Raw genomic sequence first — 21,938 nt, 5'->3', positions numbered from 1 at the left:
CCGCCCCGGTCGATCTTGAGCTAGAAGCGCCCCGCATCTGTCCTTGCGGCCGCGCGGAGCCTGCCCGAATGACCGACCATCCCCATCTGACGCCGTCGCAATCCGCCGAATTGCTGGTCCAGGCCCTGCCGCATATGCAGCGCTACGACCAGGAGATCATCGTCATCAAGTATGGCGGCAACGCCATGGGCGACGCGGCGACCGCCGAGGATTTCGCCGAGGACATCGTGCTGCTCGAGCAGTCCGGCCTGAAGCCGGTGGTCTGCCATGGCGGCGGCCCGCAGATCGCGGCGATGCTGAAGAAGCTCGGCATCCAGTCCGAGTTCAAGCAGGGCCTGCGCGTCACCGACGAGGCGACCGTCGAGGTCGTCGAGATGGTGCTGGCCGGCTCGGTCAACAAGGAGATCGTCGGCTACATCACCCGCGAGGGCGGGCGCGCCATCGGGCTCTGCGGCAAGGATGGCAACATGGTCACCGCCCGCAAGGTGACCCGCACCGTCGTCGATCCCGATTCCAAGATCGAGGAAATCCTCGACCTCGGCTTCGTCGGCGAGCCCGAGAAGGTCAACACCACCGTGCTCGACGCGGTGCTGAAGGCTGAATTGATCCCGGTGCTGGCGCCGGTCTGCGCCGCCGCCGACGGCCAGACCTACAACGTCAATGCCGACACCTTCGCCGGCGCCATTGCGGGGGCGCTCAACGCCAAGCGTCTGCTGCTGCTCACCGACGTGCCGGGCGTGCTGAACAAGGACAAGCAGCTCATCCCCGAGCTCACGGTCGAGGAATGCCGCCACCTGATCGCGGATGGCACGATCTCGGGCGGCATGATCCCGAAGATCGAGACCTGCATCTACGCGCTGGAAAAGGGCGTCGAGGCGGTCGTCATCCTCGACGGTAAGGTGCCGCATGCGGCGCTGATCGAGCTTTTCACCGATACCGGCGCCGGCACGATCATCCGGCGTTGAGAAGCAACGTCATTCTCGGGCGGAGCGATGCTCCGACCCGAGAATCTCATGACCAGCACGCACTGGTTTCCGAGATGGTCGGGTCAAGCCCGACCATGACGGCGGGAAGCAGCCCCGCGATTAAGCCCCCGCCAAGCACTTGCGGCGCAGACTCCGGCTCGCCACATCACGGAGTCCAATGACAATTCTTGCCGATACCCCTGCCGCGACCCCGCCCCTGACGGCGGAAGGCTTCGCCCATGTCGATCACTGGATCTTCGATCTCGACAACACGCTCTATTCGCATGAGAGCCGCGTCTGGCCGCAGGTCAACGAGCGCATCACGCTGTTCCTGCAGGACCTTTTCGGGCTCGACGGCCTGTCCTCGCACGCGTTGCGGCAGTATTATTACCATCGCTACGGCACGACCCTGAAGGGGCTGATGGAAGAGCATCAGATCGACCCCGACCGGTTCCTCGATTTCGCCCATGATATCGACCTGACGCTGCTCGAGCCGGACCCGGCCCTCGGGGCCGCGCTCGCGGCGCTGCCGGGCCGCAAGCTGATCCTGACCAACGGTTCCGTCGGCCACGCAAAGAATGTCGCCGGAAAGCTCGGCATCCTCGACCAGTTCGAGGATATCTTCGACATCGTCCATGCCGGATTCCTGCCGAAGCCCGAGCGCGCGACCTATGAGAATTTTCTCGCCAAGCACTCCGTCGATCCCGGCCGCGCGGCGATGTTCGAGGATATCGAGAAGAACCTGATCGTGCCGAGCGCATTGGGCATGAAGACCGTGCTGATCATCCCCAAGACGCCCGATCCATTCCGGGAAGCCTGGGAGCAGGCCGCCATCGATGCCGGACATGTCCACCATGTCACGGCCGATCTCACCGGCTTCCTCAGGCCGCTCGGACGCCTCGGCGACGGACAGGGCTGAGCGAGAGGCATTTCCTCCGGCTCAGGTTCCTTCCAAAGGAAATTTCGTTCTTCTTTACGAACCCTCTGCGAGCTGATACTGCTCCTGTCCGTTATAAAGAACGGATCGAGAGTTCCATGCCGGCACCGGACAAAGCCGCAGCCAAGCTGCACCCCGAGACCCGCCTCGTCCATGACGGCATCCTGCGATCGCAGTTCGGCGAGACGTCGGAAGCGCTGTTCCTGACGCAGGGCCATGTCTACGACAACGCCGCGCAGGCCGAAGGCCGCTTCCTGAACACCGATCCCGGTTTTCAGTACGGCCGGCTCGGCAATCCGACGACGGCGATGCTGGAGGAGCGCATGGCCTCCTTCGAGGGCGCCGAGGCCTGCCGCGCCACCGCGACCGGCATGGCGGCCGTGACAGCGGCGATGATGGCGCCGGTGCGGGCCGGCGACCACGTGGTCGCGGCAAGCGCGCTGTTCGGCTCCTGTCGCTACATCATCGAGGATCACCTGCCGCGCTACGGCGTCGAGACGACGCTGGTCGAGGGCTCCGATATCGAGGCCTGGCGCAAGGCGGTGCGGCCCAATACCAAGCTGTTCTTCCTGGAATCACCGGCCAATCCGACGCTCGAAGTGCTCGACATCGCGGCCATCGCAGAGGTGGCGAAGGAGGCCGGCGCCAGGCTCGTCGTCGACAATGTCTTCGCCACGCCGCTCTTCCAGCGCCCACTCGAGCTCGGCGCCGACATCGTCGTCTATTCCGCGACCAAGCATATCGACGGCCAGGGCCGCTGCCTCGGCGGGCTGATCCTCGGCTCGAAGGAATTGATCGAAGCCGATATCCAGAATTTCCTGCGCCAGACCGGCCCGGTGCTCTCGCCCTTCAATGCCTGGGTGATGCTGAAGGCGCTGGAGACGCTGCCTTTGCGCGTCGGCAAGCAGGCTGAGAACGCGACCAAGGTCGCCGACTGGCTGGCGGCGCAGAGCAAGCCGACCAAGGTAATCTTCCCCGGCCACAAGAGCCATCCGCAGGCCGAGATCATCAAGCGCCAGATGAGCGGCCCCTCGACCATGATCGCCTTCGAGGTTCCCGGCGGCAAGGCCGGCGCCTATCGCCTGCTCGACGCCTGCAAGCTGATCCGCATCTCGAACAATCTCGGCGACGCCAAGAGCCTGATCGTCCACCCGGCGACGACGACGCATCAGCGCTTCACGCCGGAGGTGCGCGCCGCGATGGGCGTCAGCGACGGGCTGATCCGCCTCTCGATCGGGCTGGAGCACCATGACGACCTGATCGCTGACCTGGAACAGGCGCTGGCGAAGGTTTGAGCCGGCCGCGGGGCTGGTTCGGGCCTTCACCAGTGGCCATCCCCGCCCGCCCCTGCTAAAGCGGGGCCTTTCCCGCCAAGGCTTGAGAGGCCAGCATGCGTTCGGGCGAAGTGAAGCGCCGCACCAACGAGACCGATATCGCGGTCTCGCTCCTGATCGACGGCACCGGCAAGGCCGAGATCGCCACCGGCGTCGGCTTCTTCGACCATATGCTCGACCTCTTCGCCCGCCATTCGCTGATCGACCTCTCGGTCAAGGTGAAGGGCGACACGCATATCGACGACCACCATTCGGTCGAGGATGCCGGCATCGCCATGGGCGAGGCCCTGAGACAGGCGCTCGGCACCAAGAAGGGCATCCGCCGCTATGCCGACGTGCATCTGCCGATGGACGAGACGCTGACCCGCGTCGCCGTCGACGTCTCCGGCCGGCCATTCCTGGTCTTCCGCACGGAGTTCAAGGCGCAGAAGATCGGCACCTTCGACACCGAGCTGGTGCGCGAGTTCTTCCAGGCCTTCGCGATCAATGCCGGCATCACGCTCCATGTCGAGACGCTCTACGGCGACAACGCCCACCATATCGCCGAGAGCTGCTTCAAGGGGCTGGCGCGGGCGCTGCGGCAGGCGCTCGATGTCGATCCGCGCGAGGGCGACCGCGTGCCCTCGACCAAGGGCGCGCTGTAGGAGGTCTCGATGGCATTCTACACCGTCATGACGCCGCCGCCCGACGGAAGCGACCGGCGCGAGGAGATCGAGCGGGCACGGCTCGTCCCCGAGCGTTTCGCCTGGGGCGCCTTCCTGTTCACCGGGCTCTGGCTGCTGGGCAAGCGGCTCTGGCTGGCGACGCTGCTATTCGTGCTGGTCTGGGGCCTGTTGATCTGGCTGAACAGCCGCTTCGGCCTGCATGCCAGCGCGCTCTCGCTGATCTACTGGTCGATCGCGCTGTTCCTCGGCATCGAGGGCCATAACCTCGTCCTTCGCAAGCTGACCCGCCGGGGCTGGCGGCTCACCGATGTCGTCGAGGCCCGCAACCTGGCCGAGGCCGAGCGCCGCTATTTCGAGCGGGCGCTCGCCGGCGAAACCACGCTGCCGCGCGTCGAGGCCGCCACTCCCGCCGCTGTAGCGCGGCCAAGCGGGCCGCTGCCCATCATCGGTCTGTTCCCGGAGGCCCGGGGCCGATGAGCCAGAGCGTTGCAATCATCGATTACGGCTCGGGCAACCTGCACTCGGCCGCGAAGGCCTTCGAGCGGGCTGCGGCGGAAGCCGGGATTCCCTCGACCATCCATGTCACCAGCGACACCGACATCGTGCGCGCGGCCGACCGGATCGTGCTGCCGGGCGTCGGCGCCTTCGCCGATTGCCGGCGCGGGCTCGATGCCGTGCCCGGCATGGTCGAGACGCTGGAGGAGGTGGTGCGGGGCAAGGGCCGGCCCTTTCTCGGCATCTGTGTGGGCATGCAGCTCCTCGCCTCGCGCGGGCTGGAATACACGGTGACGGAGGGCCTCGGCTGGATTCCGGGCGACGTCACGCTGATCAAGCCGACGGACGACGCCCTCAAGATCCCGCATATGGGCTGGAACACCCTGCACAAGCAGGACGAGCATCCGCTGCTGGACGGCATCGAGACCGGCCCGCAGGGGCTGCACGCCTATTTCGTCCATTCCTATGCGCTGGCGGCTGAACGCCCGCAGGACGTGCTGGCTCTGACCGAGCATGGCGGGCCGGTGACCGCGATGGTCGCCCATGGCAACGTCGCCGGCACGCAATTCCACCCCGAGAAGAGCCAGAAGCTGGGGCTGAAGCTCATCACGAATTTCCTGAGCTGGGCACCATGATCCTCTTCCCCGCGATCGACCTGAAGGAAGGCCGCTGCGTCCGGCTGAAGCAGGGCGACATGGCGCAAGCCACGGTCTTCAACGACGATCCCGCCGCGCAGGCCGCCGAGTTCGAGTCCCAGGGCTTCCAGTGGCTGCATGTCGTCGATCTCGACGGCGCCTTCGCCGGCAAGCCGATGAACGCGGCCGCGGTCGAGGCGATCCTCAAGCGCGTGGCCTTTCCGGTGCAACTCGGCGGCGGCATCCGCGACATGAAGACGGTCGCCGGCTGGCTCGATAAGGGCATCCGCCGCGTCATCATCGGTACGGCGGCGGTGCGCGATCCCGGCTTCGTGCGCGAGGCGGCGAAGGCATTTCCAGGGCAGGTCGCGGTTGGAATCGACGCGCGAGACGGCTTCGTCGCTGTGGAAGGCTGGGCCGAGACCTCCTCGCTGGCGGCGGCCGATCTCGGCAAGCGCTTCGAGGATGCCGGAGTCGCCGCGATCGTCTACACCGACATCGCCCGTGACGGGATGCTGCAGGGCATCAACTGGGAGGGTACGATCGCGCTCGCGCAGGCCGTCTCGATCCCGGTGATCGCCTCCGGCGGACTGGCCTCGATGGCCGATATCGAGCGGCTCTGCGCCGATGATGCCGCGATCCTCGAAGGTGCGATCACGGGCCGGGCGCTCTATGACGGGCGCATCGATCCGGCGGCGGCGCTGAAGCGGCTGGCGGCGTAATTTTCATCCTCCGCCGTCATCCCGGGCAAGCGAAGCGCAGACCCGGGATGAGGGCGGAGTGGTTGTCGATCAGCGCACGAACTGGTCCTAGATCTTCGCGAATTCGCCGGTGGCCTTGGCGAGGTGCAGCCACTGGTCGACGAAGCCCTTGAAGGTCGCGTCGCCACGCGGAAGCATGTAGCCCATCTCGCCATATTGCAGAGGCTCGTCGGGATTGACGGCGCAGAGGCCGGGCTTGGCCTTCTCCTGCACCTTCACCTCGATCGACTCGGCGATCATCAGGTCGGCCTTGCCCGCGAGGATCTCGTTGAAGATCGTGACGTTGTCCGGGAAGACCTCGATCTTGGCATGCTTGAAATTGGCGCGCACGAAGCGCTCGTTGGTGCCGCCGGGATTGACGATGACGCGGGTCTCCGGCTTGTCGATATCGGCGACCGTCTGGAATTTCGCCTTGTCCGCACAGCGCACGATCGGCGCCTTGCCGTTGACGAGATAGGGCGAGGAGAAGAACACCTTCTTCTGCCGGTCGAGCGTCACCGAGATGCCGCCCATCGCGACGTCGCATTTGCCCGAGCCCATATCGGTGAGGAGATCGGCCCATTTCGTCTGGACGAACTTGGCCTCGACGCCGAGCGCCTTGGCGAGCGATTTCGCCAGCTCGATGTCGATGCCCTCGAAGGAGCCGTCCTTCGCCAGGGTGAAGGGCTTGTAGTCGCCGGTGGTGCAGACCTGCAGCGCGCCGCGGCTCTGGACGGTGTCGAGCAGGCTCGGCGCGGCTTGCGCCCGCGCGCCCGAGGCGACGACAGCGGTAACGGCAAAAGCCAGGCCGGCCGCGACGCCAGCCCGGCGAATCATCGATGCAATAGCCATGGAACTCCCCTCTTTGGACTGCTATCAGTCGCCGCCAGCAGAGCAGGGTTGCGGTTCGCGATCAATCCACCCTGCGCCCGCAGGACCGCGTTGCCGCCGATGACCCTGAAGACCCGCATCATCCCCTGCCTCGACGTCAAGGACGGCCGCGTCGTCAAGGGCGTCAAGTTCCTCGATCTCGTCGATGCCGGCGATCCCGTCGAGGCCGCCAAAGCCTATGACGCGGCCGGCGCCGACGAGCTCTGCTTCCTCGACATCACCGCGAGCCATGAGGATCGCGGCATCCTGTTCGACGTGGTCACCCGCACGGCCGAAGCCTGCTTCATGCCGCTCACCGTCGGCGGTGGCGTGCGCAAGGTCGAGGATATCCGGGCGCTGCTCCTCGCCGGCGCCGACAAGGTCTCGATCAACACCGCCGCCGTGACCAACCGCCAGTTCGTCAAGGAAGCGGCCGAGAAATTCGGCGCGCAGTGCATCACGGTCGCGATCGACGCCAAGCAGGTCACGCCCGGCCGCTGGGAGATATTCACCCATGGCGGGCGCAACGCCACCGGCATCGAGGCCGTCGCCTTCGCCCGCGAGGTCGTCTCGCTCGGTGCCGGCGAATTGCTGGTCACCTCGATGGACCGCGACGGCACCAAGGTCGGCTACGATCTCGGCCTGACGCGGGCGATCGCGGATGCGGTCCCGGTCCCGGTGATCGCGTCGGGCGGTGTCGGTGACCTCGACGACCTCGTCGCCGGCGTCGCGCAAGGCCATGCCTCGGCCGTGCTCGCCGCCTCGATCTTCCATTTCGGCACCTACACGATCGGCCAGGCCAAGGCGCATATGGCGGAAGCCGGCCTCAGGATGAGGCAGGACTGAGATGGCTGGTTTCACCCTCTCCGATCTCGAAGCCCGCATCGCCGAGCGCGCGAGCGCCTCCCCCGAGGAATCCTGGACGGCGAAGCTGCTCGCCGCCGGGCCCGAGCGCGCGGCCAAGAAATTCGGCGAAGAGGCGGTCGAGGCCGTCATCGCCGCCGTGAAGGGCGACCGCGCCGAGCTGATCGCCGAAAGCGCCGACGTGCTCTATCATCTTTTGGTCGTGCTCAAGGCCCGCGATGTTGCATTGCGGGACGTCTTGAGCCAGCTTGAAACTCGCACGGCCCGCTCCGGACTGGCGGAAAAGGCAGCCAGACCCCGGTAATCAGCCGGTTTAAGTTGCGTGAGGACGGACCTGGCAGGATGACCCTCCCTTGAACCTCGAAGCCTGGATTGCGGGCCGCGTCATGGACCAGCGCCTCATCCCGACACCGGAGCGCGACCTGGTCTCGCCCTATCGGCTGTTCTCGCGCGACGAGTGGGCCCATCTGCGCGCCGACCAGCCGCTGACGCTCTCGGTCGACGACCTGACCAAGCTGCAATCGATCAACGATCCGATCTCGCTCGACGAGATCGTCGCGATCTACCTGCCGCTGTCGCGGCTGCTCTCGCTCTATGTCGCGGCGACGCAAGGGCTGTTCAAGGCGACGCAGCGCTTCCTGATGGCCGAGTCCGAGCCGAAGGTACCCTATGTCATCGGCGTCGCCGGCTCGGTCGCGGTCGGCAAGTCGACCACGGCGCGCGTGCTCAAGGCGCTGCTCTCGCGCTGGCCGAACACGCCCAAGGTCGAACTCGTCACCACCGACGGTTTCCTCCTGCCCAATGCCGAGCTGGAGCGGCGCGGGCTGATGCAGCGCAAGGGCTTCCCGGAGAGCTATGACGGCGCGGCGATCCTGCGCTTCCTCTCGGACGTCAAGGCCGGCAAGCCGCGGGTGAGCGCGCCGGTCTATTCGCACCTCGTCTACGACGTCGTGCCAGGCGAGACGGTGACGGTCGAGCGGCCGGACATCCTGATCCTCGAAGGACTGAACGTCCTGCAGCCGAGCCGGATGCCCAAGGACGGCACCGTCATCCCCTTCGTCTCCGATTATTTCGACTTCTCGGTCTATCTCGATGCCGACGAGAACGACCTGCATCGCTGGTATGTCAACCGCTTCATGACGCTGCGCCAGACGGCCTTCCGCGACCCGCGCTCGTTCTTCCGCAAATATGCAGAGATCGGCGAGGAGGAGGCGCTCGCCATCGCCGAGAAGCTCTGGACCGGGATCAACCTGCCGAACCTCCAGGACAACATCCTGCCGACCCGCCAGCGCGCCAGCCTGATCCTGACCAAGGGCGCGAGCCATCGCATCCAGCAGGTCGCGCTGCGACGGCTTTGATGGAAGCCTTCGGCGCGCTCGCCGCCATGGCGGGCGCGGCCTTCGTCGCCGCGACCCTGCTGCCGGCGCAATCGGAAGCGGTCTTCGTCGGACTGCTCGCGGCGAAAAGCGTCGATCCGCTCGCGTTGTTCCTGACCGCGAGTCTCGCGAACACCGCCGGTTCGATCCTGAACTGGTGGCTCGGCCGATTGATCGCGCGCCATGGCGTCGACAGGTTGCCGGCGCGCCTGCGGCCCGATCCGAAGCGCTTCGTCCAGGCGCAGGACCTGTTCGCCCGATTCGGCTGGCCGTCCCTGCTGCTCGCCTGGCTGCCGCTGGTCGGCGACCCCCTGACCTTCGCGGCGGGCACCCTGAACTATCCGTTCTGGCGTTTCGCCGTCCTCGTCCTGATCGGCAAGGCCGGGCGCTACGCGGCACTCTGGGCGGGTTGGGCCAGTCTCGCCTGAACCGGGCGCCACCTCGACGACGCCTCCGGCATGTGGCTCCGCCATCCCGGAGGCGCACAGCCGGCATTTGCGAAACCAGCCGGGCCGGGCTACCAGCGAAGACGTCCGTTCAAGGAGATTTGACTATGAGCATTCAGCGTATCGGCGTCGGCCCGCGTATGTCCAAGGCCGTCGTGCATGGCAACACCGTCTATCTGGCCGGCCAGGTCTGCGACAAGGCAGCGGGCAAGAGCGTCGGCGAGCAGACCCAGGAAATCCTCGGCATCATCGACGGCCTCCTGGCCGAGGCCGGCACCGACAAGACGAAGCTGCTGATGGTCAACATCTGGCTCTCCGACATCTCGACCTTCGCCGAGATGAACGCCGTCTGGGACAAGTGGGTCGTCGCCGGCTCCACGCCGGGCCGCGCCACGGTCGAGGCCAAGCTCGCCGCGCCGCAGTTTACGGTCGAGATCGCGGTCATCGCCGCCAAGTAAGCCATCCCGGAACGCCGCGCGCCCACCCGGGCGCGCGGCGTTCCCTTTCACCGGACCGGAGCGGGGAGGCAACCATCAGCCAGACCGACCAGATCGCTCCGCTTCTCGCCCGCGTCGCCGGGCGCAGCGGCATCGCGCCAATGGCTCTGGCAGCGATGATCGCGGATTGGCTGCGCCGTCCCGGCTCCAGCCCGCCGAGCGAAAACCTGCTCGACCGCAAGGCAGCCGACTTTGCTGCGTTGGTGAAGCGCCTTGCGACGCCGCTGGGCGACGCGGAGATCAGGCGGCTGCGGAGCGAGGCGGCAGGCGCCATCGCCGCGGGCCGCTTCGCCGAAGCCGACAAGAGCCTCGCCGAAGCCGAACTGCATGCTATCGGCGGCTCCACCGACCTGTCGGCTCTGCCGCTCGAACGCCGGCTGCTGATCGGCGAGAACCGCGCCGACCGGGCCGCGCTCAGCTTCCTGCGCACGACGGCCGAGGCCTATCGCGAAGCTGCCGCCCGCTATGGCGAGGCCTCCGCCCTGATCGGCCTCGCCGCTATCGACCGCAGCCGCGACACCGCACTGGACCAGGCGAAAGCCATGGCCCGGATCAGCGAGGATTTCGGCGGACGCGAGGGCTATGACGCCGCCATAGCCACCCTGCGCCGATTGCTCGAAGGGCTGGACAGCCTGAGCGATACCGTCGCCTTCGCCGGAGCTCAGGAAGCGCTGGCCACCGCGCTCGACAGGCTCGCCGGGCTCAGCGGCGACAGCAAGCTGCTCAACGAGGCTCTCGTCCATTGCCGGGCCGGGCTGGAGGATCTGCGCCATGACGAGGCGCCGGCGCTCTGGCGCGCCCTGAAGCTGCGTTTCGGCCGGCTCGCCGTGAATCTCGGCATTTCACAGAAGGACGACAACCTGCTGGAGGAGGCGGTCGCGACCTACGCCACGGCGCTCGCGGTCTGGAAGCGCAGCGACGACGAGGCCCGCTGGCTCGAAGCGGAGCACATGATTTCGCGTGCGCGCGCCACGCTCGGCGGACGCCGCAGCGACCTCGCCCTGCTCGAACGCGCCTTCAACGGGCTCAACCGCGTCTCCCAGGCGATCGATCGCAGCCGCGATCCCATGCGCTGGGCCGAGCTCCAGAACCAGATGGGCGGCGTGCTGGCCTCGATGGGCGAGCGCTACAGCGAGCCCGTCGTGATCGAGGAGGCGATCGCCGCCTTCGCCGCCGCGCTGGAGGAATATCGCCAGGAGCGCGCGCCGCTGCTCTGGGCGCAGACACGGGCCAACCAGGCCGAAGCCATGCTCCAGCTCGCGCGCCGCAACAAGGACAAGCCCCTGGCCCAGCAGGCGCTCGCCCAGTTGATGGCGGCAACCGAAGCCGCTCGACAGGCCGCAAACGGCACCGTGGTCGCCGCCGATCTGCAGAAGCGACTCGGGGCCGCCGGCGCGCTCGCGACCAAACTGATCGCCGGCTGATTCAGCCGATCCTCTGCCTCAGCGCGGGCGGCGCGCCGCCAGCCGCTCCAGCGCGGCATCGAGCGTCGCGTCGCGCTTGGCAAAGCAGAAGCGGACGACGTTCTTGACCGCCCCCTCCGCATAGAAGGCGCTGACCGGAATCGCGGCGACGCCATTCTCGGTCACCAGACGGCGGCAGAAATCGACGTCGTCGCTTTCGCCGAGCGGAGCGATGTCGACATTGAGGAAATAGGTACCGGCGCTCGGCAGCACCGCGAAGCCGAGATCGCGCAGGCCGGCGGCGAAACGATCGCGCGAGCGCTGGAAATCGGCGCGCATGCCCTCGTAATAGCCGTCCTCCTTGCCGAGGCCGAAGGCGACCGCGGCCTGCAGGTTCGGTGGCGTCGTGAAGGTGAGAAACTGATGCGCCTTGGACAGCACCCGCATGATCGCCGGCGCCGCCATGACCAGCCCGACCTTCCAGCCGGTCAGCGAGAAGATCTTGCCGGCCGAGGAGATCTTGACGGTGCGCTCGCGCATGTCCGCCCGTCCGAGCACCGAAGCATGGCGGTGTCCGTCGAAGACGACATGCTCCCAGACCTCGTCGCAGATCGCGATCGCGTCATGGCGGACGCAGAAATCGGCGAGCAGGTCGAGATCGGCCTTGCCGAAGATCGTCGCCGTCGGGTTCAGCGGATTGTTGAACAGCACGACCTTCGTCTTCGGCGAGAAGGCCCTGGCCAGCGCTTCCTCGGTCAGGCCGAAATGCGGCGGGGTCAGCGTCACGAATTTGGGGATGCCGCCGGCGCGCCGCACCAGCGGCAGATAGGCGTCGTACATCGGCTCGAACAGCACGACCTCGTCGCCCGGCGTAATCAGGGCCATCAGCGCACCGGCGATGGCCTCGGTCGCGCCCGAGGTCACCATGATCTCGCTGTTCGGATCGAGATCGAGCCCCTGCCAATGCTTGTAATGCTTGGCCGCGGCCTCGCGCAGCTCGGGCAGGCCCATCATCGGCGGATACTGGTTCCAACCGTCGACGACTGCTTCAGCCGCCTTCTGGCGGACATCGAGCGGGCCCGGATCGTCCGGGAAGCCCTGGCCGAGATTGACCGCGCCGGTCTCGCGGGCGAGCTGCGACATCACCTCGAAAACGGTGGTGGGAAGGGCGGAGAGGATCGGATTCATCGCGGTCGGATCGGCTCGGCGAGGGCAGGAGCCTTGGCTGTAGCACGCCGTAAAGGGCCGTGCATCCAGTCGGCAGCCGGCTTCAAAGGTCCGGCGAAAAATAGCGAATGATGAATGTTGACATTCGTCAGTGATCAGTGTCTATTGGATTTCAGCCGGTCTTCGGCGGACGCCTGTTGCGACTTCGCCCCTTTGGCGCAGCAGGATGCCGCAGAAGACCGGCGAACCTTGTCAGGAGGGTGCAAGCGCCTCCCGCGGCACTCGCCGCCGCTGCTTTCCGCACGTGTGCAAACCGCGCTAAGCAGACGCATGGCCCGCTCCCCCGCTCCCGCGATCATGATCCTCGGCACCGGCTCCAATGTCGGGAAGTCGCTGATCGTCGCCGGCTTGTGCCGGCTCTTCGCCAATCGCGGGCTGAAGGTGCGACCGTTCAAGCCGCAGAACATGTCGAACAATGCCGCAGCGACCGGCGCCGGCGAGATCGGCCGGGCGCAGGCCTTGCAGGCGCGCGCTGCCCGGATCGCCCCGCATCCCGACATGAACCCGGTTCTGCTCAAGCCGGAAGGCGAGCAGGGCAGCCAGATCATCCTGCAAGGCCGCGTCGCCGGCCGCCTCTCCTCGCGCGATTTTGGGCGGCGCGGGGATTTCATGCCGCAAGTGCTCGACAGTTTTGCGCGCTTGAGCGACGGGGCCGATCTCGTCATCGTCGAAGGCGCGGGATCGCCGGCCGAAACGAACCTGCGCGCCCGCGATATCGCCAATCTCGGCTTCGCCCGCGCTGCCGACGTCCCGGCCGTGCTGATCGGCGATATCGACCGCGGCGGCGTCATCGCGAGCCTTGTCGGCACCCATGCCGTGCTCGATTCCGAAGACAGGGCGATGATCCGCGCTTTTGCGATCAACCGCTTCCGGGGCGCCGTCGAACTGTTCGCACCCGGCGTCGCGACGATCGAGCGGGCCACGGGCTGGCCCAGCCTCGGCGTCGTGCCCTGGTTCGCCGATGCCGCCCGGCTGCCGGCCGAGGACGGGCTCGACATCCGCTCGGGACGCAAGCCCGGAGCCCGGATCAGGATCGCCGTGCCGGTGCTGCCGGGTATCGCCAATTTCGACGACCTCGACCCGCTCAAGCTGGAGGCGGATGTCGACCTCGCCATGACCGGGCCTGGCCAGCCTTTGCCGGGAGATGCCGATCTCATCATCCTGCCGGGCTCCAAGACCACGCTGCGCGATCTCGCGGCGCTGCGCCGGGAAGGCTGGGACATCGATATCCTCGCGCATCGCCGCCGCGGCGGGCGCGTGCTCGGACTCTGCGGCGGTTACCAGATGCTCGGGCGCGTCGTGCGCGATCCGCTCGGGCTGGAAGGGCCGCCCGGAGAAGCGCCGGGCCTCGGCCTGCTCGATGTCGAGACCACGCTCGACGCGGACAAGACCGTCCGCGAAGTCGATTTCGTCGATGCCGCGGGCGCGACCGATGGCCGAGCCTACGAGATCCATCTCGGCCGGACCGAGGGCATCGACACGGCCCGCGCGCCCTTCCGGGTCGAGGGCCGCGCGGAGGGTGCCGCGAGCGCGGACGGGCGGGTCGTCGGCAGCTACCTGCATGGCATCTTTGCTTCGGACGCGGTGCGCAGCGCCTGGCTGGCAGCCGTCGACAAGGAGCGAGGTGCGTCGGCGCTGCTCTATGAAGATGCGGTCGAAGCGACGCTCGATGCGCTCGCAGCGCATCTGGACAGGCATTTCGACACGGAAACCCTGCTCAAGCTCGCCCGGACGCGTATTTCCGCTGGGTAAGCGATTTCGGGAACCTCGGCTGCCTTCGCCTGTTCTCCCGGCGCAGCTTCGCGGGAGGATTGATGCACATCAAGGCAAAAGTCTTTATTCGCCATTATGTTGACGAATGATGAAATTCGTCATAACGATCAATTCTTCACCGCCTTCGTTTGAAACAACCCAGCCGGCGACGCCGTGAGTAACCCCGAACGCGATACCAGGCAGATCATCGTCGACACCGCCGAGCGCTTCTTCCGCGATATCGGGTACCAGAAGACGACGGTGGCGGACATCGCCAAATCCCTGCGGATGAGCCCCGCCAACGTCTATCGCTTCTTCGACTCCAAGAAGTCGATCAACGAGGCCGTGCTTGAGCGCTACAAGCGCGAACAGGAAGAGGCCATCGCGACGATCGCCGCCGAGGATCGCTCCGCCGCAGAGCGCCTGCGCGACATCCTGGCGACCTCCTATCGCCTGAACGCGGCCCGCTTCGCCGGCCATGCCCGGATGCAGGAAATGGTCTGCGCCGCGATGGAGGAGAGCTGGGATGCGATCATCGCCCATATCGAGCGCTTCGACGTGGTGCTGCGCCGTGTCGTCGCCGACGGCATCGCCCGCGGCGAGTTCCGGCCGATGGAGCCGGCCCATGCCACGGGCTGCATCCGCACGGCGATGATCCGCTTCATGCACCCATTGCTGATCACGCAATGCGAGTGCATTCCCGGCCCGAACGCGGATGAGATGATCGCCTTCGTGCTCAGCGCGCTGGAAGCGAGACCCCAAGGCCGCTGAGGGATCGTCTAGTTTTTGATTTCGCATCGGCTTTCCCGAAAACCGCGCCCCACTTTTCGGGCCGATGCCCCAACGCGTTGACAAGCCGCCGAGGGAGCGGGATACCGCCCGGACATGGCCATCCTGCCCAAACAGAATCTCAAGAAGCTCGCCGTCATCCTGCATGACCTCGCGGTCACGGCGCTGGCGATCTGGCTCGTCTTCGTCGTCCGCTTCGAAGGGGCGCAGCTCATCGAGCACCTGCGCTACCTGCCGCGCTTCCTGCCTTTCTTTGCGGCCTATGCCGGGCTGGTCTACTGGCTGTTCTCGCTCTACCGCTCGAAATGGCGCTTCGCCTCGCTGCCGGACCTCTCGAACATCGTCAAGGCGGTTTCCGTCCTGACCGTGACGCTGCTGGTGGTCGATTATGTGCTGGTCGCGCCGAATTTCTACGGCGCCTTCTATTTCGGCAAGATCTCGATCGCGCTGTACTGGCTGGTGCAGGTCGCGCTGCTCGGCGGCCCGCGCCTCGCCTATCGCTATTTCAAATATGCGCGGTCGCGGACCTCAGCCGTGCGCGAGGCGAGCCTGCCGGCGCTGCTGCTCGGGCGCGGCGTCGAGATCGAAATGGTGATCCGCGCGATGGAAGCCGGCACGATGCGGCGCCTCCGGCCAGCCGGCATCCTGTCGCCCCGCCCCGACGATCTCGGCCAGTCGATCCGCGGCGTGCCGGTGCTCGGGCTGCTCGGCGATATCGAGCGGGTCGCAAGCGAAGCAATCGAGCACGGCGAAGCCTACCGCCGGATCGTCGCGACCCCTTCCGCCCTGCTGCCGGAAGCGCAGCCGGAGAAATGGCTGGCGCGGACCCGCAAGCTCGCCCTGCCGATCTCGCGTATCGACAGCCTCGGCGAGGGCGTGCGCGATACGGAGGTCGCTCCGCTGGAGATCGAGGACCTGCTGGTCCGATCGACCGTCGCGATCGACCGTGAAAGGCTGGGCTCGTTCCTGAAGGGCAAGCGCGTCATCGTCACCGGCGGCGGCGGCTCGATCGGTTCCGAGATCTGCCTGCGCTGCGCTGCCTTCGGCGCGGCCGAACTGCTCGTCGTCGAAAGCTCGGAACCTGCGCTGTTCCAGATCACCGAACAGCTTTCGGTTCAGGCGCCCGACACCGCCATCTCCGGCGTGCTGGCCGATGTCCGCGACCGCGAGCGGATCATGCCGCTCTTCGCCGGTTTCCGGCCCGATATCGTCATCCATGCCGCTGCGCTCAAGCACGTGCCCTATCTGGAGGCCGACTGGAGCGAGGGCATCAAGACCAATATCTTCGGCTCGGTGAACGTCACCGACGCGACCGTCGCCGCCGGCGCCCGGACCTTCGTGCTGATCTCGACCGACAAGGCGATCGAGCCCGTCTCGATGCTCGGCGCGACCAAGCGCTTCGCCGAGATCTACGCGCAGTCGCGTGATGCCGAGCTCACCGCCGCGGATTCCGGAATCAGGCTGGTGGCGGTGCGCTTCGGCAACGTGCTGGGCTCGGCCGGCTCGGTGGTGCCGAAATTCAAGGCGCAGATCGCCCGGGGCGGACCGGTCACCGTCACCAGCCCCGAGATGATCCGCTATTTCATGACCATCCGCGAGGCCTGCGACCTCGTGCTGACCGCCGCCTCCCATGCCCGCTCCGGAGAGACGCAAGCGGAGCGCGCCGCCGTCTACGTGCTCAAGATGGGCCAGCCGATGCGGATCATGGATCTGGCCGAGCGGATGATCCGCCTCGCCGGCTTCGAGCCGGGCGAGGATATCGAGATCATCGTCTCCGGCGTCAGGCCCGGCGAGCGGCTGAACGAGATCCTGTTCGCCCGCGACGAACCGATGGCGGAAACCGGGCTCGACGGCGTGATGGCGGCCAAGCCGATCTTCGCCGGCCGCGCCAGGATCGAGGCCTGGCTGGCACAGCTCCAGGCGACCGTGAAAGCCAATGACCAGGCTGCGGCCCATGCCGTGCTCGACGAGGCGATCCCGGATTTCAGCCGGCGCGACTCGAAGCGGCCAGATGCGCCAGTGCCGCCTTCGTCTCAACCTGCGGCCGCCAGCCGGCACTGAGCAGGCGCTCGGGCCGGGCGACAAGGCTGCCCGCCAGCTTGAGGAAGGTGTCCTCGCGGCCGGCAAGACGCGCCAGCCGGCGCAACCAGGCTTCGGGCATGGGCAGGAGACCCGGGCCGCGCCCGAGCCCGGCCCGCATCGCGGCCAGCATGTCGGAGACGCTGATCGGGTCCGGGTCGGACAGCGCATAGCTCTGCCGTGCCGGGCAGGCCGGCGTCAGCGCGAACAGGATGGCGCTGGCCAGGTTCTCGACGGCGAGCAGAGAGCGCGGCGCCTTCAAGCCACCGAAGGGCAGCGGCACCGGCAAGCGCGCCAGCTTGAGCAGCGCCGCCATATTGGCCTTCACACCCGGCCCATAGATCAGGACCGGACGCAGGGCGACCCAATCCAGATCGAGCGCGGCCAGTCCCTGTTCCGCCGCGAGCTTGGAGCGGCCGTAGGCGTCGCCGGGCGCGGGCTGCCTGTCCTCGCGCAGGGGCGGGCCGTCGACGGCATCGGTCAGCGCCTTGATCGAGGAGAGGTAGACGAAGCGCTGCACCCCGGCTGCCCGGGCGGCGCGGGCGAGCTCCAGCGTCGCCTCGGTATTGAGGCGGCGGTAGAGCGCCTCGTCGAGCCCCGGCCCGGCATGGGCGAGGCCGGCCATGTGCACGACATGGTCGATGCCCTCCAGGGCCGTGCGCCAGTCGACCGGAGACATCAGATCGCCGGTCACGACGGCTTCCGCGCCCGCAGGAACCGGTTTCTGGCTGCGCTGGGCGAGGCGCGGACGATAGCCGGCCCGAATCAGCGCCGCGACGACATGCGGCCCGACGAAGCCGCTCGCGCCGGTGACGAGGACGCGCTCGTCAGCCATGCCGCGGGCCTGTCGCGAAGCGACGCAGCAGCAGGCCGGTGAGCACAGCGGCGACGGCCAGGCAGGCGAACTGGACCGGGAGGGCGGGCCAGATCAGCGAAACGCCCGCGATGGCGGCAAGCGCCAGGTTGAGCAGGGCGACCCGGCCGACCACGCCCGCCACGCTGAAGCCGTTCGTCGTCGCCTGCTGGTAGAAATGCGAGCGATGCGCCTCCCAGACCTTCTCGCCGCGGGCGAGGCGCCGCAGCAGCGTGATCGTGGCGTCAGTGATGTGATAGAGCGGCAGGATCAGCGCGGCGGCGAAAGCGCCGGTGCCGGCCAGCCGATAGAGTAGATAGGCGGTGAGCAGGCCGATCGGCAGCGAACCGACATCGCCGAGGAACAGCCGCGCCACCGGCCGGTTGAACGGCGCGAAGCCAAGCAGCCCGCCGCATAGCGCGGCGGCCAGCCAGCCGGTCACCGGATCGATCGTGCCGGCCATGCCGGCGAGCGCGAGCGCCGCCGCCAACGGCACCATGCCGGCCACCGTGATCCAGTCGAGTCCGTCCATGAAATTGACAAGGTTGACGAACCAGACACCTGCCAGGAGCGCAAGGGCGCGCTCGACCGGCAGCGACAGGAATTCGGGAAACAGGCGCAGCTCCGGCGCGGCGCGAAGCAGCACGAAACCGACGCAGACCGCCTGCAGAACGAGCCTGACGCTCGCCGGCAGCGGGCGGATATCGTCCCAGGCGCCGACGATGCCGAGGCCGGTCACGGCGACAGCCAGCACTAAGACCGAGCGGGTTGCTTCCCCCTCGACCGGCACCAGCCAGAGTGCCGCCCCCAGTGCGAGGAAGGCGCCGGCGAGAACGGCGATGCCGCCGCCCTGCGGGGTCGGGATCTTGTGGCTGGACCTAGCATTCGGCCGCGCCAGCGCATAGCGCAGCAGAAGCGGGCGCAAGGCCACGCACAAGACCGCCGCCAGGACGGCGGCGGCGGCGCAGATCAACAGAGGGCGAAACACGCTTTCCAAAGTGCCCGCACCATAGTCGAGGCGGCGCAAAAGCCTAGAGGGCGCGCCGCCCTATCCGCGTGAAGCGGCTCTCCGAAGCAGCACCTGGCCTATTGCCTGAAGCCGATCAGAACGCCGTCGGCGCCAAGCTGGAGCTGCAGCCCCTGACGACGCGTCGCGAGCTTGAGCGTCACGCCCTTGTCGTTGCGCAGCCAGGTGGTTCCACGGCCGGCGGCGCCGACGGCCCAGCCCTCCTTGAGCTGGACATAGGCCCCCGCGAAGTCGGACCTGCGGTGCAACCCGTAGACCGTGCCCGAGGCGACCGAGCGCGAAGCGCCGATCGAGCCGATGCCGAGCCCGCCCACCGTGATCGGGTAGGAGCGACCCTGGAAACGCAGCGTCCCGCCGCCGGCTTCGCCAGAGGCGATGAAGCCCGCCTGAACCTGTTCGAGACGCACGGTTCCCGTCGCCGGCCCAAGCGAGCGCTGCTGCGCCATGGCCGGCGAAGCCAGCATCAGAACGGCGGCGAGGGTGGTGGTTGTCTGCCTGATCGTCATCATATCCTGCTCCTTGCGCCGAACCGGCGGCTCAAAGCATCGGACCAAATACGATATTCGGTTCGATGATCTGGCACACCAACCCGCGAAACGACGATTCGATCCCGCGATGGGAGCGAGATTGCAGCGGATCGGAATCGCGGACGGAGAACCGCGGCGCAGCGCCGGCCTGCGTTCCGCGAGGTCACGGCAGAGCGTCAAGGCTGCAACGTCAAAAGGCCACAATGAGGCGCTAACAATGCCCGATCGATCGCGTGATTCGACTGGCCCGCCGCAACAGGCGCGTTGCCCGACTTTCCACCTCTTCGACAATCGAACGCCGCTTCGCGGCACGCTGCCGCCGGCATTCCGCCCGGCAGCCTTGCAGGCAGCGCGGCTACGCCGCGCGCCACTGGAACGACATGAAAAGCAAAATCCGATACGACCACAACAAGACGCAGCCCCCTGGCCCATCGGCCTGGGGACCTTCGCTGCCGAAATCCGCCCCGAACTGGAAACCCGAACCCTGCGGCCTGTCCCGCGAGGAGTTGCGCAGGATCGTCGCGCGGATCATGGGCTGAGGAGAAAGCTATGCACCTCGAACATCCCCGGCTGCCGGCACCCCGCCGGCGCAATCGAACGGAGAAGCCGGCAGGTTCCGACCTGCAGGCACGCCATGACCGCGCCGCGGCCCTCGCCCGAGGGTTCGAAGCGGCGGGCGACAAGGTCGCCGCAGAACGCTTCTATCAGCAGGCCGACCACTTTCGCCGCCTGTTGAACGGCAAAACCTCGCAGCCCGGAACTGCGGTCATCTGAAAATTTTCGAGAAGCAGCCTGGCCCATCGGGATTTTGGAGCGGGCGATCGGGATCGAACCGACGACATTCAGCTTGGGAAGCTGACGTTCTACCACTGAACTACGCCCGCATGCCCTTCACGCTGGCGGAGCAGCGCGCGGCAGGCCCGCGTTCATAGCGGGTCCGAGCCCCAGTGTCATCCGGGAATCGCGGCAGGCAGCTCCAATTGCGCGAAGCGCATCAGGCGGCGCCTCAGCCCTTGAAATGCTTGCAGAGCTTCAGGGCCTGGCCCTGGTAGTTCGACTTCAGATCGGCGCCGTAGAGCGCCTCCGGCCGGGCCGCCATGCTCTCATAGACCAAACGGCCGGCGGCGCGCGGGAAATGGTCCAACGCGTAACTTTGGCCCTTTGCTGACATTGCGAAGGGCTGCTTATGGGCAGTGCGATGAAGGCGGCGGGTGAGCAGCCGGACCTTGCCCTTCGCCGCTGGCGCGGGTGAATGCCTCCCAGGACTGGGCCGCACCGGCCGCTCGGGACGGCAGGACCTTGCTCGCCTTTGATTGTGGTGAAGATAGCTCGTTTCCCGATGACGGGAGCATTTATCCAACCGCAGGTTGGAATAACCTCGCGAATCACTTGTATTGGGTGCCACAGCCATGCGCGGGCGCCTCAGCGCCCCTTCGACGAGAGTAACCGCTCGTTAACCGGCGTTAACCAATGGTGAAGACATGACGATGCTGTACCGACATCGGCACGCGTGCCTATGAGGGCTTGGAGCTTCATCGATCGGATGTCTTCGGACAGGCTCCGTGATGTGTCTGGGCCCCTTGCAGGGATGCTCGCCGCATGTGGACTACCTCTCCTCCTTGCAGGCTGCGGTGAGCAACGGTTGTCGAGCGATGAACTCGTGTCGGCCTCGCGCGCGATAACCGTCGACGTGGGCCGCGCCCTGGCGCTGCCTCCGCCCGGCAGCCTGCCTGTGACCGCAGTCTCCCAGAGAACCTATGAGAACGCCGTCTCGCAGATCGTCTCCCTGGCAACCCGCGGCCGGACGCCGGGCGAGAACGCAATCCATGTCGCCTTTTTCACGGCGGCAGATGTTCCTGAGGCCACCGGCGTCGAGGGCAACCTGCTGAAGGAGCCCGGCATCGACGACTTCGCCATCGGCAAAGAGATGGAGGAACGTCTTCCCGGTGTCGCGATGGCCCCTTCCGCCGTTTTCGTCCAGAACAGTTACGGTCCATTCGGCTATGCTTTCGGTCGCGGTACCGGCGGCGAGGCCTGCCTCTACGCCTGGCAGCGACTGGCGGGCAAGGACAGTCTCTTCCGCCCGAAATCGGGCATGATCTCGGTGCGCCTGCGCGTCTGCGACCCCACCGCGACCGAGGCCTCGCTTCTGCGCCTGGCCTATGGCTACGCGTTCAACGCCAAGCTGAAGCGGCACGGCTGGAATCCGATCGGCGATGCACCCGCGCCGGCGCCTGAGCTTGGCCAGGCCGGCGCTCCGATCTATCCGCCGGCGCCGCAGTCCTCCTTCGGCGAGACCCAGCCGCGCCCGCAAGCTGTCCGCCCGCGGCCGGAGCGCCGGCGCAGTGCGGTTCCCGCGGAACCTCAGGCTCCCGAACCGATTTCGACCAAACCACTCGAAGGATATCCCACCGTCCCGCCGCCGCCCGCGCCCTGAACCCACCCGGATTGCCGAAA

The 21,938-nt window shown here is 67.2% G+C and carries 24 protein-coding genes and 1 tRNA gene; 18 read left to right on the top strand and 7 right to left on the bottom strand.

Features of this window, described 5'->3' with window-relative positions:
* The first annotated feature begins 68 nt into the window (after nt 1–68).
* From argB to hisA, 7 genes are all read left to right on the top strand, one after another.
* Nucleotides 69–965: an acetylglutamate kinase gene (gene argB, locus FHT98_RS12790; RefSeq protein ID WP_061971004.1), complete on the top strand. Its 897-nt coding sequence runs from the start codon at nt 69–71 to the stop codon at nt 963–965.
* Nucleotides 966–1,143: 178 nt separating this feature from the next.
* Complete coding sequence (locus FHT98_RS12785) at nt 1,144–1,884, top strand: pyrimidine 5'-nucleotidase (RefSeq protein ID WP_061971006.1); 741 nt, start codon at nt 1,144–1,146, stop codon at nt 1,882–1,884.
* A 116-nt stretch (nt 1,885–2,000) separates the two neighbouring features.
* Complete coding sequence (gene metZ, locus FHT98_RS12780) at nt 2,001–3,197, top strand: O-succinylhomoserine sulfhydrylase (RefSeq protein WP_113584851.1); 1,197 nt, start codon at nt 2,001–2,003, stop codon at nt 3,195–3,197.
* 95 nt (nt 3,198–3,292) lie between these two features.
* Nucleotides 3,293–3,880, top strand: a complete 588-nt coding sequence (gene hisB, locus FHT98_RS12775; protein WP_061971009.1) for an imidazoleglycerol-phosphate dehydratase HisB — start codon at nt 3,293–3,295, stop codon at nt 3,878–3,880.
* A 9-nt stretch (nt 3,881–3,889) separates the two neighbouring features.
* Entirely contained in the window at nt 3,890–4,378 is a 489-nt protein-coding gene (locus FHT98_RS12770) for a DUF2628 domain-containing protein (RefSeq protein WP_142114252.1), read from the top strand.
* Complete coding sequence (gene hisH, locus FHT98_RS12765; protein ID WP_091857466.1) at nt 4,375–5,031, top strand: imidazole glycerol phosphate synthase subunit HisH; 657 nt, start codon at nt 4,375–4,377, stop codon at nt 5,029–5,031. The genes FHT98_RS12770 and hisH overlap by 4 nt, the downstream gene beginning before the upstream one ends.
* Complete coding sequence (gene hisA / locus FHT98_RS12760; RefSeq protein WP_185745276.1) at nt 5,019–5,753, top strand: 1-(5-phosphoribosyl)-5-[(5-phosphoribosylamino)methylideneamino]imidazole-4-carboxamide isomerase; 735 nt, start codon at nt 5,019–5,021, stop codon at nt 5,751–5,753. Before hisH ends, hisA begins: the two co-directional genes overlap by 13 nt.
* Before the next feature lie 87 nt (nt 5,754–5,840).
* Here hisA and FHT98_RS12755 read toward each other — a convergent pair whose 3' ends face one another.
* The gene (locus FHT98_RS12755; RefSeq protein WP_248309212.1) at nt 5,841–6,623 is read right to left on the bottom strand and encodes a transporter substrate-binding domain-containing protein; all 783 of its coding nucleotides are present in this window, start codon (nt 6,621–6,623) and stop codon (nt 5,841–5,843) included.
* Nucleotides 6,624–6,722: 99 nt separating this feature from the next.
* Between FHT98_RS12755 and hisF the strand changes: the two genes are divergently transcribed.
* From hisF to FHT98_RS12725, 6 genes are all read left to right on the top strand, one after another.
* Complete coding sequence (hisF, locus tag FHT98_RS12750; protein ID WP_061971185.1) at nt 6,723–7,487, top strand: imidazole glycerol phosphate synthase subunit HisF; 765 nt, start codon at nt 6,723–6,725, stop codon at nt 7,485–7,487.
* A 1-nt stretch (nt 7,488) separates the two neighbouring features.
* Nucleotides 7,489–7,809 (top strand): phosphoribosyl-ATP diphosphatase, encoded by a 321-nt coding sequence (locus FHT98_RS12745; RefSeq protein WP_142114250.1) that lies wholly within the window; start codon nt 7,489–7,491, stop codon nt 7,807–7,809.
* Between the two features lie 82 nt (nt 7,810–7,891).
* The gene (coaA, locus tag FHT98_RS12740; RefSeq protein ID WP_061971187.1) at nt 7,892–8,863 is read left to right on the top strand and encodes a type I pantothenate kinase; all 972 of its coding nucleotides are present in this window, start codon (nt 7,892–7,894) and stop codon (nt 8,861–8,863) included.
* Complete coding sequence (locus FHT98_RS12735; protein ID WP_142114249.1) at nt 8,863–9,309, top strand: YqaA family protein; 447 nt, start codon at nt 8,863–8,865, stop codon at nt 9,307–9,309. The genes coaA and FHT98_RS12735 overlap by 1 nt, the downstream gene beginning before the upstream one ends.
* A 125-nt stretch (nt 9,310–9,434) precedes the next feature.
* Nucleotides 9,435–9,785, top strand: coding sequence for a RidA family protein (locus FHT98_RS12730; RefSeq protein WP_061971022.1), 351 nt, complete (start codon nt 9,435–9,437; stop codon nt 9,783–9,785).
* A 140-nt stretch (nt 9,786–9,925) separates the two neighbouring features.
* Nucleotides 9,926–11,248 (top strand): hypothetical protein, encoded by a 1,323-nt coding sequence (locus tag FHT98_RS12725; protein ID WP_142114248.1) that lies wholly within the window; start codon nt 9,926–9,928, stop codon nt 11,246–11,248.
* A gap of 18 nt (nt 11,249–11,266) precedes the next feature.
* On the opposite strand, the gene FHT98_RS12720 is transcribed toward FHT98_RS12725, so the two are convergent.
* Nucleotides 11,267–12,415, bottom strand: coding sequence for an aminotransferase (locus tag FHT98_RS12720; protein WP_142114247.1), 1,149 nt, complete (start codon nt 12,413–12,415; stop codon nt 11,267–11,269).
* A gap of 309 nt (nt 12,416–12,724) precedes the next feature.
* Here FHT98_RS12720 and FHT98_RS12715 point away from each other — a divergent pair, with 309 nt between their 5' ends.
* From FHT98_RS12715 to FHT98_RS12705, 3 genes are all read left to right on the top strand, one after another.
* Complete coding sequence (locus FHT98_RS12715) at nt 12,725–14,206, top strand: cobyric acid synthase (protein WP_142114246.1); 1,482 nt, start codon at nt 12,725–12,727, stop codon at nt 14,204–14,206.
* Nucleotides 14,207–14,380: 174 nt separating this feature from the next.
* Nucleotides 14,381–14,977, top strand: coding sequence for a TetR/AcrR family transcriptional regulator (locus FHT98_RS12710; RefSeq protein ID WP_061971028.1), 597 nt, complete (start codon nt 14,381–14,383; stop codon nt 14,975–14,977).
* Between the two features lie 123 nt (nt 14,978–15,100).
* Nucleotides 15,101–17,056 carry a nucleoside-diphosphate sugar epimerase/dehydratase gene (locus FHT98_RS12705; protein ID WP_142115749.1) on the top strand — a complete coding sequence of 652 codons (1,956 nt, stop codon included), beginning with the start codon at nt 15,101–15,103 and terminating at the stop codon, nt 17,054–17,056.
* Here the strand turns inward: FHT98_RS12705 and FHT98_RS12700 are convergent.
* The 3 genes from FHT98_RS12700 to FHT98_RS12690 form a co-directional block, all read right to left on the bottom strand.
* The gene (locus FHT98_RS12700) at nt 16,980–17,909 is read right to left on the bottom strand and encodes an NAD-dependent epimerase/dehydratase family protein (RefSeq protein WP_142114245.1); all 930 of its coding nucleotides are present in this window, start codon (nt 17,907–17,909) and stop codon (nt 16,980–16,982) included. The two genes, FHT98_RS12705 and FHT98_RS12700, sit on opposite strands and share 77 nt — an antisense overlap.
* On the bottom strand, nt 17,902–18,915 hold the full coding sequence (locus FHT98_RS12695; RefSeq protein WP_142114244.1) for an MraY family glycosyltransferase: 1,014 nt from the start codon (nt 18,913–18,915) through the stop codon (nt 17,902–17,904). The genes FHT98_RS12700 and FHT98_RS12695 overlap by 8 nt, the downstream gene beginning before the upstream one ends.
* Nucleotides 18,916–19,013: 98 nt before the next feature.
* On the bottom strand, nt 19,014–19,463 hold the full coding sequence (locus FHT98_RS12690) for a hypothetical protein (RefSeq protein WP_142114243.1): 450 nt from the start codon (nt 19,461–19,463) through the stop codon (nt 19,014–19,016).
* Between the two features lie 567 nt (nt 19,464–20,030).
* On the opposite strand from FHT98_RS12690, the gene FHT98_RS12685 reads away from it, so the two are divergent.
* Nucleotides 20,031–20,255 (top strand): DUF4167 domain-containing protein, encoded by a 225-nt coding sequence (locus FHT98_RS12685; RefSeq protein WP_113584843.1) that lies wholly within the window; start codon nt 20,031–20,033, stop codon nt 20,253–20,255.
* Nucleotides 20,256–20,290: 35 nt separating this feature from the next.
* On the opposite strand, the gene FHT98_RS12680 is transcribed toward FHT98_RS12685, so the two are convergent.
* Both FHT98_RS12680 and FHT98_RS26465 read right to left on the bottom strand, forming a co-directional pair.
* Nucleotides 20,291–20,365 (bottom strand) — tRNA-Gly (locus tag FHT98_RS12680).
* A 122-nt stretch (nt 20,366–20,487) separates the two neighbouring features.
* Nucleotides 20,488–20,652, bottom strand: coding sequence for a hypothetical protein (locus tag FHT98_RS26465; RefSeq protein ID WP_465246908.1), 165 nt, complete (start codon nt 20,650–20,652; stop codon nt 20,488–20,490).
* Nucleotides 20,653–21,024: 372 nt separating this feature from the next.
* Between FHT98_RS26465 and bcsN the strand changes: the two genes are divergently transcribed.
* Nucleotides 21,025–21,918 (top strand): cellulose biosynthesis protein BcsN, encoded by an 894-nt coding sequence (gene bcsN, locus FHT98_RS12670; protein WP_185745143.1) that lies wholly within the window; start codon nt 21,025–21,027, stop codon nt 21,916–21,918.
* Nucleotides 21,919–21,938: the final 20 nt, after the last annotated feature.

The organism is Allobosea sp. AK1, assembly GCF_006714945.1.
Taxonomy (GTDB): domain Bacteria; phylum Pseudomonadota; class Alphaproteobacteria; order Rhizobiales; family Beijerinckiaceae; genus Allobosea; species Allobosea robiniae.
Note: the sequence above shows the minus strand (reverse complement) of the source record. Positions and strands in the feature narration are given on the sequence as shown.